Source organism: Paenibacillus jiangxiensis (assembly GCF_046098255.1).
Lineage (GTDB): Bacteria > Bacillota > Bacilli > Paenibacillales > Paenibacillaceae > Paenibacillus > Paenibacillus jiagnxiensis.
Window position 1 is genome coordinate 24,499 of the sequence record NZ_JBJURI010000001.1, and the last position, 12,117, is coordinate 36,615.

10 protein-coding genes and 1 riboswitch are annotated in these 12,117 nt (G+C 51.4%); of the genes, 3 read left to right on the plus strand and 7 right to left on the minus strand.

The features are described 5' to 3' along the window. Positions 1-71: 71 nt before the first annotated feature. Positions 72-1,502 (minus strand): cardiolipin synthase, encoded by a 1,431-nt coding sequence (cls, locus tag ACI1P2_RS00140; protein ID WP_355315713.1) that lies wholly within the window; start codon positions 1,500-1,502, stop codon positions 72-74. Between the two features lie 160 nt (positions 1,503-1,662). Here cls and ACI1P2_RS00145 point away from each other — a divergent pair, with 160 nt between their 5' ends. Together ACI1P2_RS00145 and ACI1P2_RS00150 are read left to right on the plus strand one after the other, a co-directional pair. After that, positions 1,663-2,694 carry a M23 family metallopeptidase gene (locus ACI1P2_RS00145; RefSeq protein WP_408976088.1) on the plus strand — a complete coding sequence of 344 codons (1,032 nt, stop codon included), beginning with the start codon at positions 1,663-1,665 and terminating at the stop codon, positions 2,692-2,694. Positions 2,695-2,748: 54 nt separating this feature from the next. Beyond that, entirely contained in the window at positions 2,749-3,186 is a 438-nt protein-coding gene (locus ACI1P2_RS00150) for a bactofilin family protein (RefSeq protein ID WP_355315717.1), read from the plus strand. A gap of 61 nt (positions 3,187-3,247) precedes the next feature. Here ACI1P2_RS00150 and ACI1P2_RS00155 read toward each other — a convergent pair whose 3' ends face one another. Then, on the minus strand, positions 3,248-4,027 hold the full coding sequence (locus tag ACI1P2_RS00155; protein ID WP_355315719.1) for an ABC transporter permease: 780 nt from the start codon (positions 4,025-4,027) through the stop codon (positions 3,248-3,250). After that, positions 4,020-4,928: an ABC transporter ATP-binding protein gene (locus ACI1P2_RS00160; protein ID WP_355315721.1), complete on the minus strand. Its 909-nt coding sequence runs from the start codon at positions 4,926-4,928 to the stop codon at positions 4,020-4,022. Before ACI1P2_RS00160 ends, ACI1P2_RS00155 begins: the two co-directional genes overlap by 8 nt. Before the next feature lie 424 nt (positions 4,929-5,352). On the opposite strand from ACI1P2_RS00160, the gene ACI1P2_RS00165 reads away from it, so the two are divergent. After that, positions 5,353-5,721, plus strand: a complete 369-nt coding sequence (locus tag ACI1P2_RS00165) for a helix-turn-helix domain-containing protein (protein WP_355315723.1) — start codon at positions 5,353-5,355, stop codon at positions 5,719-5,721. A 72-nt stretch (positions 5,722-5,793) separates the two neighbouring features. Here ACI1P2_RS00165 and ACI1P2_RS00170 read toward each other — a convergent pair whose 3' ends face one another. The 4 genes from ACI1P2_RS00170 to ACI1P2_RS00185 all read right to left on the minus strand — a co-directional run bounded on the left by ACI1P2_RS00170 (position 5,794) and on the right by ACI1P2_RS00185 (position 12,108). After that, the gene (locus ACI1P2_RS00170; protein WP_355315725.1) at positions 5,794-5,958 is read right to left on the minus strand and encodes a hypothetical protein; all 165 of its coding nucleotides are present in this window, start codon (positions 5,956-5,958) and stop codon (positions 5,794-5,796) included. Positions 5,959-6,137: 179 nt separating this feature from the next. Then, positions 6,138-8,825: a discoidin domain-containing protein gene (locus tag ACI1P2_RS00175; RefSeq protein WP_355315727.1), complete on the minus strand. Its 2,688-nt coding sequence runs from the start codon at positions 8,823-8,825 to the stop codon at positions 6,138-6,140. A gap of 45 nt (positions 8,826-8,870) precedes the next feature. Then, complete coding sequence (locus ACI1P2_RS00180) at positions 8,871-10,448, minus strand: glycosyl hydrolase (RefSeq protein WP_408976089.1); 1,578 nt, start codon at positions 10,446-10,448, stop codon at positions 8,871-8,873. Positions 10,449-10,476: 28 nt separating this feature from the next. After that, positions 10,477-10,564: riboswitch (cyclic di-GMP riboswitch) on the minus strand. Positions 10,565-10,734: 170 nt separating this feature from the next. After that, the gene (locus ACI1P2_RS00185; protein ID WP_355315730.1) at positions 10,735-12,108 is read right to left on the minus strand and encodes a sugar phosphate nucleotidyltransferase; all 1,374 of its coding nucleotides are present in this window, start codon (positions 12,106-12,108) and stop codon (positions 10,735-10,737) included. Positions 12,109-12,117: the final 9 nt, after the last annotated feature.

The window sequence follows — 12,117 nt, forward strand, 5'->3', positions numbered from 1 at the left end:
AAAAAGTTAGCTGTGAGCAGAAAAACAACAAAACAACGCGCTTTCCCGTCAAATTCAGACCATTTTGGCCTTTAAAGCAGAGGGGAAAGCATGCGGGTCAACATTTCTGCTGCCTTGTGGGTTTTGGGTCGGTTGGAAAACTCTTCGTAATCGATGGGGCTGGAGTTCTGAAGATCCTCTTCAAAGTCCCGCACCAGCCGGTTGATAGCCTCCTTTGAAAACAGTACAGCGGTCAGCTCAAAGTTATAAAAGAAGCTGCGCATGTCCAGATTGGCCGTTCCTACGGAACCCAGCAGCTCATCCACAATCATCACCTTGGCATGAATAAAGCCTTTGCGGTATTGGTAAAACCTCACCCCCGCCTCAAGCAACTCCTCAACATAGGATAAGGAAGCAAGATGCACCAATCTGGAATCCGATTTATACGGAATGATAATCCGTACATCCACTCCGCTGACGGCAGCTGTCTTGAGTGCTTCATAAATGCTGGGGTCAGGGATGAAATACGGGGTCGTTAGCCATATCCTGCTTTTGGCAATGGTTAAGGCACCAAAGCACATTTCCTGAATCGCATCCCAATCCTGGTCAGGACCGCTGGCGAGCACCTGCACCTGCTCGTTTCCCTGACATTGATGCGGCGGGAACAAGCTTTTATCGATAATCCGTTCACCGGAAGCTAGCTTCCAGTCGCCAAGAAACGTGTTTTGCAAAAAATAGACCCCGTCCCCTTCAATCCGCATATGGGTATCCCGCCAGAATCCGAACTTGGGGTACAGCCCAAGATAATCATTTCCGACATTGATGCCGCCGACAAAACCGACGACACCATCCACCACCACGATTTTACGGTGATTCCGGTAATTCACCCGCCGGTCAAGGGTCGCTATAAGCGGAGGCAGAAAAAAATGAAATTCCACCCCCGCTTCCCGGCAATCACGGACAAAGGAGCGGGGCAGATGATAGCTTCCCAGCCCATCCGCCACAAATCGCACCTTAACCCCTTCCCGCGCCTTGCGTATTAAAACCTGCTGAAAACGGACACCGATTTCATCATTGCGGAAAATGTAAAACTCGATATGAATATGATGCCGTGCACTTTCCATCGCTTGCAGCATATCGGGAAAAGCCTGCTCCCCGTTCGTCAGCACGCGTGTCTCATTGCAACCAGTAATGGGGCTTTCCGACAGGCGGGACAGCAGGTTGAACAAGCGCTCCTGATCACTGAAATCGGGATTCTCCATCTGCTCCAGGCGTTCAATTACCCTGGCCTGCTTCCAGAGCTGGTCTTTGAAGCCGCGAAAGAGCCGCGAACCTCTGTGGCGCATGAATTTTCGATTTTTATAGTCCTGGGCCATGAAATAATAGAGAACAAAGCCGATCAGCGGAAAACAGAACAGGATAAAAAGCCAGGCCACAGCCTTGGAGGGCTTGCGGAATTCAAGAATCAGGATGGTTCCGACCTGAAAGATAAAAATCAGCAGAACAATCACCAGCCAGAGCATATGGCACCTCCCTTTGCGGAATCACCTTGATGATGGGCTACTCTTTACATTTTTGTCATATAACGCGGAATCTATGAATACATAGTTAGCAATACAGGCATTTGGCCGGCGATACGGCTGCAGCCGCCGCCTGCTGTGTATCTGCCGGAAAGGAGCTGTTATGAAAAAAGGAGACATGAACCGACGGATGACCCTTCTTTTGCTGCGTGACGCACAGCGCCCTGCCCGCCAATTTCAGCTGTCCAGACCTGTTGTCATTTTAGTGCCCGCTATTGCTGTTCTGTCCATCTCCACGCTCGTCATATCCCTTCAGGTCCGTTCCTCCCAAATCATATCCAGGCTGGAAACAACCCTCGCCGCCCAAAGCCTGCAACTGGAGGTCACCGTGTCTGACAAAGAAAAAGCCATTTCCCTGCTGCAAAACGAAGTGATAAAGCTTTCCGGCCAGGCCGTTGATATGAAGGAACGCATCCAACGGGTTAACGAGCTGGAACAGCAGCTTGAAGAGTTCATCCAGAAGTATGACCCCGATTCCTCCACTAAGAATGCCGGGAAGAACGAACCCATCTCCTTGGACATATCCGGCAGCAAGGGCGGTCAATGGATCGCAGTTCACGACCAGCAGGTGCTGACGAAGGGCCGGGAACTGAAGGATGATTTTGAAGAGATTCAGGATCTGCTGGACGCCATGGAGAAAAGCGTACCCAAGACGCTGGAACGAGCTGAAGACGCCCGGAAGAACTGGGAAGAACAGAAACAGGCCAAACTGCTGCAGGCCAGAAAGCTTGAGCTGGCCAGGGAGGGCAAGCCTTCACTCTGGCCAACCTCGGAACGCCGCCTGACCTCGAGCTTCGGTTACCGGCGTGATCCGTTTAACGGCCGCAGTGCTTACCATGCAGGCATTGATATTGCGGGCCGCATCGGCGATCCGGTCTACGCCGCAGGGGCGGGAACCGTTACGACCGCCGATCAGATGAGCGAGCGTGGCAAATATATTATTATTCAGCACCCGAACGGGCTGCAGACCTGGTATATGCATCTTAACGGTATGAATGTATCCCCCGGTGATCAGGTGGACAAGGGCGATCTGATCGGACAGCTTGGCAATACCGGACGAAGCACGGGCCCGCATCTCCACTTTCAGGTGGTTAAACAAAATATTCCCGTTGATCCGCTGCTCTATGTACAATGAGAAACCCTGCGGACTGGCCGTTCATTGTGAAATGAAGATCAGGGAGGTTAGAACATGTTTAAAGCCATTACCAAGCCCTCACACGCCGGCACTACGACGGATACGCTGCTTTCCAGCGGCTCCTTCTTTGAAGGGACCTTGCATTGTGAAGCTCCACTGCGAATGGAAGGCAGATACCAGGGGGAGATTAAAAGCACGAATGTTGTCGTTATCGGCGAATCCGCCGTGATTAACGCCGACATTACCGCCGCTGAAGTCATTATTGCCGGGAAGGTCTTCGGAAATATCCAAGCCGAAAAACGGATCACACTCACCTCCACGGGAGAGCTGTATGGCAATTCGGCCTCCGGCGTGCTTGTCATTATGGAAGGCGGCATTATGAACGGCCACAGTCAAATGAAAGGCACAGAGGCTTCCCTGCCCGAAGAGCTGTCAGAATCTGAGTCCCTGGATGATTCATTGTCTGCCAAGCCTGCCGCGGAGGCCGGTTAAACTCACAGAAAAGCCCCTGTTCCCCTCCATGCCCGGACGGATAACAGGGGCTCTGTCTGACTCAAGCCGTTACATCCCTTTTGACAAATACGATCCAGCTGATTGCCATAAATAGGACATAATAAACGGCTAAAATCGCTATGGAAAAACCGAGCGTCATGCCTCCCCCGCCGACAGGGGAAAGCATATACTGACTGAGGCCCATGTTATTAAACAATGCATATTTGGCCCAGCTGTAGCGCTCAGGCGTAAAAAACACGGACAGCGTATTCTGCATAAACAGAATAAACAGGGACAGCCCGATCGTCAGGCCGCCGGAACGAAAGACAGCCGACAGCATAAAGGCAAACGTACAGATGATAAACAAATCGGCATATCGGCTGAGCAGGCTGAGTGCCGTATATTTTCCGACGCTCCAACCCGGCAGTATCATCTCCGACATGCTTCCCGTCCCTGGCAGCAGCAGCAGTGAAAAAACGGCGCCCAGAACAATCAGCAGCGCGGTAGCGGCCAGGCTGAACAGCACGACGGACAGATATTTGGATAAAAGCAGCTTGCCGCGGCTCCAGGGACGGATCAGCAAAAGCTTGATGGTGCCCGCCGAGTATTCTCCGGCCACGGAGTCGGCCGCCACAATGACGGTAAATATTATATTCAGAAAAAAGGCGACAGAAGCCGTCAGCAGCAACCCGTCCCAGGCCCCTGCCGAATCGGAAGCCATATAAATAAGAACGGGCACAACCGCTGTCACAAATGCCAAAATTCCGAGCATAACCCAGGTTCGGACACGCATATAAATTTTCAAATTTTCATTATGCACCAGTTTAAAAAAGTCAGCCAATACTTCCGCCTCCCGTCATCTCCAGGAATTGATCCTCCAGTGTTCGAACAGACCGGTGTATCGCATATACCCGGATTCCGGCCGCCGCCAATCTGGCATTCAGATCGGCAGTACCTTCCCGGTCCAGATCAACAACAAGGCTGCCGGCCTCAATCTGGCCGCTGCCGGCAATACGCTGCGCCTGCTGCGGGTCGTCTACCTCAAAGGCCACACGAGCGGTCTCTGGCGCCTGGGAAACAGCGTTCAAATCCCGCACTCCCATCAACTTGCCGTTCTGGATAATCGCGACGTTGTCGCACATCAGCTCCATTTCGGACAGCAAATGGCTGGACACAAAAATCGTCGTACCTTCGGTACGGCTCAAATGCCGCAAATAATCGCGCAGCTCGCGAATTCCCTGCGGATCGAGGCCATTCGTGGGCTCGTCCAGAACAAGCAGCTTCGGGCGGTGCAGAATCGCCTGCGCCACACCAAGACGCTGGCGCATGCCAAGCGAGTAGGTCCTCACTTTATCCCGGATTCTTCCTTCCAATCCAACCAGCCTAACTGCCTCTTCTATCCGCTCCCGGGTCACACCCGGATTCATGCGGGCATAATGGAGCAAATTCTGGTAGCCTGTCATAAACTTGTACATTTCAGGGTTTTCCACAATGGCACCCACATTGGCAATGGCGCGTTCAAAGTCTGTTTTGATGCTGTGGCCGCAAATATGTATATCCCCTTCGGTTAACGAAATAAGGCCAACCATCATTCGGATGGTTGTCGTTTTCCCCGCTCCGTTCGGTCCCAGAAAGCCGAATACCTGTCCGGCCGGTATGTCCAGTGTCAGGCTATCAACAAGCGTCCTGGAGGATTTGATCTTGGTAACCCCCTGCAAGCGTACAACGGGATCCATCTGCATGTGTTTACTCCTTCCATTCGGAAATAAGTACCCCAAAGGGAACCAATCCGATTTTAAACTATTGTACCATATCCTTGTATATCTTCTTCTTTTCGCAACCATGAATGAAAGTTTACAGAGGATGATAGATTAAATATTATAATTTACTTTTATTGACACAAAACTAGTTGCTTTAGTCACAATTTTAAATAATATGGCTGTATCGTTTCCGTTACCTTATAACTATATATGCTCAGAAATCCCGTCGTACCGCGAAAAAACTGTTCATTCCTCGTCTATTTATAGTAAAATGCTTATATGCTAACACTTTAACCCAGTAAAGATACTATATGTATCTTTATATTTTTGCGCATCACAAAATGTAACATTTGATTCATAGGACTCCTTACCCTCTCTAAACAACTTGCAACCAGGAGGAGATACGATGGATTATGGCACCCGCATTGCAGAACTACGGGAGAAAAGGGGTTGGAAACAGGAAGAATTGGCTCAAATTCTGGGAATTACCCGGGCCGCTCTCTCACATTATGAGAAGAACCGGCGTAAACCCGATTTTGACACGCTGACAAAGCTCGCCAATCTCTTCGGGGTATCGATCGATTACTTGATCGGCCGCATACCGCTCACACAAAATGACATGGAACCGGAAGTGAAGCAATTTATTGATCATCTTGAGCTGTCCGACATGGATATTCTAAGCCGCTTTAATCTTATGATTGATGGGCGCAGTCTAAGCGAGGAGGAAGCCAAACGCTTCATTGCTTTTATCCGTATGGAACGCATGATGGAGTAATGAAGGGGATTCCAACGCCTTGCCAGGCTGTTGGTTTCCCCTTTCTTCGTTCTCTCTGCCCGTAAGCGGTAATCAGGATTCACGGCGTGCAAGCCATTCACGGAGCCATTCCGGTTCCTCCAGGCCGCACTGCCTCAAAATATCCTGCACATCAAGTCTGATAACCCCGTCATGGCCGGTTCTCGTCTTTGAACGCGGCGACCTATCTATTTGGAATTCCTCATGCTTGTCTGCCAAATCGAATCCTCCGTTTAGTTGAAATCTCCGGATGCTTCTGCAAGCCTCTATAAAACTATATTATTTTATACCTAATTATTATAAAAGAAGAACAAAGAAATGTTGTCCTCTTCTGCGCGTATTACAAAAAAAATAAAAGCTTCCCCCCGTATTTGTTAGAGAGAAGCTTTTTCGTATAGTTAGGATAGTTGGGCATAAACCTGCAATTCATGGATGGACCAGAACATGGACGCGCCCTCAGTCAGCACAATTTTCACATATCTGGCTTCGATCGGATTAAAGCGGATATCCGTCCAGCTTCCGCTTCCGCGCCCCGAGTTGATCTTGGTCCAGTCCGTGCCGTTGACAGACACCAGCACGTCATAAGCGCGCGGGTAGTCATTTTCCGACGTTGCTCCATCCAGTGTAATTTGCCCGATCCGGCTCGTCTTCCCCAAATCGACCTGATAATAGGCGCCCGCACTCTGTCTGATCCCTGTGTCCCAGCGAGTGCGCGTGCTGCTGTCGATGGCTAGTCTGGCATTAGCCTTATTCGGGCTGGCGCTTGCCTTCCAGGCTGTCCGGTCGAGTGCGGCAAGACCTGTGTATTCGACTTTGGCTCCGGGAGAGATTTTCCCGGAGCCTGCCGCACGTATTTTGTAGGTGTAGGAAACGCCTGCTTTGACCGATGTATCAGAATAATTGGTTGCTTCCACCGCAGAAGCGATGACCTGATAAGGACCGTCGGTGCCTTCCGCACGCAGCACGTCATAAGCAAGAGCCCCCTCTGCTTCCGTCCAGTCCACTTTAATGTCTCCGTCCTGGGAAACATTGGCCGTTACCCAATCAGGGGCAGAGACGTCAGCCGTGCTGACACCATCGACCACCTTGGCCGGAGCGAGAATGTATTGGACGGATTCACCCGGACCGAGTGTTTCTTCGAAATCCAGGGTTGGAGAAGCCTGCAGACCGGTCAATGTGGTTTGTGCCTCAGCATAGGTGTCCCCAGGTCCAAAGCGTTCTCCCTGATAGGTACCCTGATTCGGCATCGTTACACGAACCTTAATGTGTTGGGTTGTCGGTTCGAAGTTCACCAAATTGACCAGCAGCTTGTTGGATTTCGCACTGCTCCCCGGCAGCGGATCAAGTGTGGATGTGTCCACCGCACGCACATAGACCATTTTGTCGGCGGTCTCACTCTTGTTCAGCACCTCATAGGTCAACGGCTTGCCATGAGTGGCATATGCCAGGCTGAGACGTCTCATGATATCGACGCGTGAATCAAGACCGCTTGAAAACTCATGAATTTGGGTATTCGCAGGATTGTGATTGTTCAGATCAAAGCCTGTTTCAAATAAAGTGAAATCCTTGTAGAAAGCGGCGTGCTGGACGAGCATATCGGCATATCCGATTTGTGACCGCATTATCCGGTCGAAAACCGCTGCCTGCGGCTGGCTCGCCCCATAAATCGGGTTATCCGTATGGGAGTCGGAGGTACCGAACTCTGTGTTCAGCATCGTTTTACTGAGCCCATCCTTGGACCCGCTGAAGGTCTGCAGGTTTTCAACAAAGCTGCCTCCCCGTCCCTGCACATACGATTCACCATAGGCGTGTCCGTTGGTCAGATCCGTCACATTCTCCAGCTCAAGACGCTGCTTGGGGTCCCTTTCCCATCCGTCCGGATTGCCGCATTCTTTCTTATCACCCGTCTGATTCTTACAAGATTTGACGGAATATGCCGGCCAATATGCCCATCCGGGAGCTACTGTTTTCATATAAGGGGCAATTTTCTTCCCTTCACTGTTCAGCCATTGGGCTACCGCCAGATTGACCGCTTTGGAACGGTTGAACAGCCCTGGCTCGTTGTCGACTTCAAAATACTGCACATACGGACCGTATTTTTGCAGATACGAAGTTAACTTCTGCTTGGCGGAATCCGGCAGCGTACCGTCCGCATTCAGCTTGATGTCGCCTGTATACAGATACAGGGCAACTGCCTGCATGTTGTACTGCTTGAGGGTCTTGTAATAGTTGTCCAGGTCGGAGCATGCGTTGCCGACGTTGCTCGCACAGGTGACCCGCATAATATTTCCGCTGTAGGCGATCCCCAGCCACTTCATCACGGCAGGAAGATGACGGGTAGCCCCTTTATCATAATAAAACTCGTTATTGTTTACATTGGTTCCCGTACGGATGTAGCTGCCATGAATCGGCTCAGCAGCCGGGGAAGCAAGCTTCTCAAGATTCAGGCTGTCCCATGTCCACCAGAGGCTCGAATTCTCTGCCTCCGAGCAGTACAGGCACCGGGCCACACGGAGCTTGAGCTGATTTACTCCCGTCTGCAGCTGTTCCTTCGGGATATACAATTGATAATTGCTCTTGAAGGTATACTGGCTTCCCGTTCCCGCCACACCTGCAATCTGGATCATGCCGGAAAGCTGGTTATTGGAAAACACGGCCATCTGCGGCACGGCCTTGCTGGCGTCCAGGATGCGGACATTAAACCGTACGCCATTGGCCGGAATGGTATCCAGCTCATATTCGAGCACGAGCTCCGGATTGGTCTCGGCATTCAGTCCTGGGGGAATGGATCCGTTAAGTTGAATAACAGGGGAGGAGGTCTTAACGGCCTGCGCCGCTCCTCCCGCCGCCTTTAACGCCGTCGCGCTCGCTGCTTGAACGTCCAGGGTGACGGATTCTTTGCCCGCCCCTCCCTTGAATTCAGCGGAGGAATCATCGCTGACGCCAAGCATCCATAAGGTTGTAGCGGCGTTCTTCTCATTTTCCTGATTGCTTTTGTTGGCATAACCCAAAAGCGAAAACAAGATAACCAAGCCAAGCAGGCCCAGAAGCAAATATGCATACTTGTTAGCCAACCAATTTTTCATTGTTCATGTCCACACTTTCTGTACAGGGTTGCCGGAAAGAGAGAGCTATTTCACAGTATGGAACAAAGCGCTCGAAGGAATGACCGCTTTGGACTCCTGCTCGCTCTCCCACATCAGGCGTGCCATGGCATCACCTGTTCCTTCGTAATATTCCACTTTGAGGTCGTAGAGCTGATCAGCCGCAAGGCTGATGCTTCCTTTGCGCTCCGTCCAGCTTTGCTTGAACCAACTGTCAATGATCAGCTGCCCATCCACCCATACCCGGATTCCGTCATCGGAAATCGTCGTAAAGGTATAGGTGCCGCTGTACCTGGGTTTTACCTTGCCTGTCCAGCGTACGGAGAATTGATCGGCAGGCACTGCCGGATCCGGCGCGGCACTGCGCCAGTTGAAATCCAGCTTGGCATCCGTGCGTGTAAGCACAGGTGTCCCGCTTAGCTCGATATTGTTGAAGAACTCGGCGTGCAGTCCCTCATACACCGTATCTGGAACAGGCTCGGGGGCAGGTTCCGGTTCAGGCTCCGGATCGGGTTCTTCCCCGACCGGTGGCGCTCCCGGAGGAGCAGTATCAGGCGGCTCCGCAGGAGGGGCTTCAGGAGGAGCAGCCATGTCTGCCGCCAATTCATCCCGAGTCAGTGTTCTGTCCTCATTCATGTATGCAATAATTTGATCGTTCGAATTGTTTTGTGTCAGCATGTTGCCCCAGGTCATGGAGTATGCCCATTTCGGCTGGGCTGACAATACCCTCTCGGAAGGCATCTCTCCGTGCTCGCCAATGGCAATCGGTTTTTCTCCGGCCAGACTCAGCAAGCCGTCATAATAGCTCTGCTTGAAATCATTGTCATAGATGTCCGCGGCCAGAATATCGACCTTGGACAAACCGGGAAACGTACTGGCATAAGGAGCTGACCAAGCGTTCGGAGCGTTGGGATTCCAGACCCACAGCAGATTGTTCAGCTGGTGGACATTCACAAATCTGTCATACATGATATCCCATAATTTCACAAAGTTATTCTTGTTTCCCCACCAGAACCAATCCCCGTTCATCTCGTGGTAAGGCCGCCATAGAACGGGCACACCCGCATCCCGCAGTTCGCCGAGGGACACCGCGACGCGATCCAGATCTGCGATCAGCCTTGCATATTCCCTGGTTCCTGGTGTAACGTACTTGTTAAATTGCGCCTGGGTAATCTTGGCCTGTACATTGGCCCAGGTCAACGGTTTGCCGGGAAGCGCCTGATGAAAGGTTATGGCGACGATGCCGCCGGCATTATGCCAATTAATCGCACTATACACTACATTGCTGCGCTGGGCCTCGGCCTCCGCAGCCGACTGGTTGGAAACAGCCCCCAGCTCATAGCCGTGCAGGCCGGCGTACTGCCCGCTGATTTTCTTCAGCTTGATGTTCAGTTCATCCGGGCTCTCCAGATAATCATGCTGACCTGTAATCATCCCTCTTCCGTCCAAATTGGACAAGTACGCATATAATTCGCGCGCCCCGGCTGAAGCAGCAGGATTAATGGGCGCTGCAGCTGCCTGGGCAGTGTGTTCCCGCGACAGCCCTGATGGGAGCAGAGAGCAAAACAGCACGACAGGCAGCAGTGTTTTAAAAAATCGATACATAGAATAAGTTTTCACCAATTCTCTCCCTCTCGGTAGCCAGGCTGCCATCCCTCGATGGGGTAAGGCCCTATAGCTTTGCGTTCACCTGCCTTTCGACAGGGTTGCCATTTTTCGTATGAAGGTCTATGAAGCTCCTTCTTATCCTAGAGTATCGACTCGGATTTACCAAAAATTAATAGATCATCCATGCTGGAACCCATTTTTTTCAGATATTTTGACAAAAAAAACCGTTAAACAACATCATTTTTTGCAATTATATGCGTAAAAACGCAACATGTGCGTTTTTTCAGCTAATAAACTGGTGCAGAGAGATGTCATTCCAATCCATGCAGAAGCGGACGATATCTTCTTCCACCAGCTCGGAACCTGTCTGCACTTCAATCAGCTCCACATCGGTCACCGCCAGAATGCTGTGCTTCGTGCCTTCCGGAATGCGGACAACGTCGCCGGCCTTTACTTTGTGCAGTTTCTCGTTCAGAATTACTTCCGCCTCGCCGCTGATGATCGTCCATATTTCACTCCGCTTGCGATGAAGCTGGTAGCTGATATTTTTGTCCTTCTCGATGCAAATCCGCTTGGTGAGCACTTCATTGCCCTCCGGATATTTCACATAATCCACAACCCGGTAATGCCCCCAACGGCGCTCCTCGTACATCGGACGCTGATTGTGAGCCTTCAGCACTTCCTTGATCCGCGGGCTCTCCGCCTTGTTGGTTACAAGAATGCCATCCGGACTGGCCGCAACGATCAGATCGCTGGCCCCGATAATGGTAACCGGAATGTCCAGCTCGTTGATTAGACTTGTATTCACGGAATCCTCGGTCATCACTCCCTTGCCCACCTGGCGCTGCGACATTTCCTCCGTCAGCGTGTTCCAGGTGCCGAGATCCTTCCAGAAGCCGTCATATGGAAGAACTACGATGTTCTCTTCCTTCTCTACCACTTCATAATCAAAGCTTATTTTAGATAATAGATGATATTGTTTCTGCAGTTCTTCATACTTCAGCGGAAGCCCCTTCCCTTCCAGAATGTTCAACAGATATCCCAGACGGAAAGCAAAAACTCCGCAGTTCCAGAGCGCACTCCGCTCAATCAGAAGCTCAGCCTGCTCTTTGTTCGGTTTTTCTTGAAAATGGCTGACCTGCAGGCAGCCCGCAATTCCAGCCGGGCCTTCTTTCGGAATGATATAACCGTATTTTTCGGATGGATAGGATGGGACGACACCCATCAGAGCAAGGTTGGCACCCGTTTTCTGCAGCGTGTATTCCATGCGCGCCACCGTGTGGAAGAAGGTCTGCTCCACGTACGGATCAACCGGCAGAATCGCAACGACCGTATCTGGAGATACGTCTGCGATGCTGTACAGGTAAGTGGCCGTTAACGCAATGGCCGGGAAGGTATCCCTGCGCTCAGGCTCCACAATGATGCTGACGTCGCTCCCGATCTGGCTCTGAATCATTTCGACCTGAGCTCTGCCAGTTGCAATATATGAGGACTCCGCCATTCCGGCGTCTCCAAGCTGTCTCCATACCCGCTGCACCATGGATTCAGGAAGTCCCTCCGGGCTTTCCAGCACCTTCAGAAACTGTTTGGAACGGGAATCGTTGGACAGAGGCCATAATCTTTTACCGGAACCGCCAGACAAAAGTACCAATTTCATAACTCCACT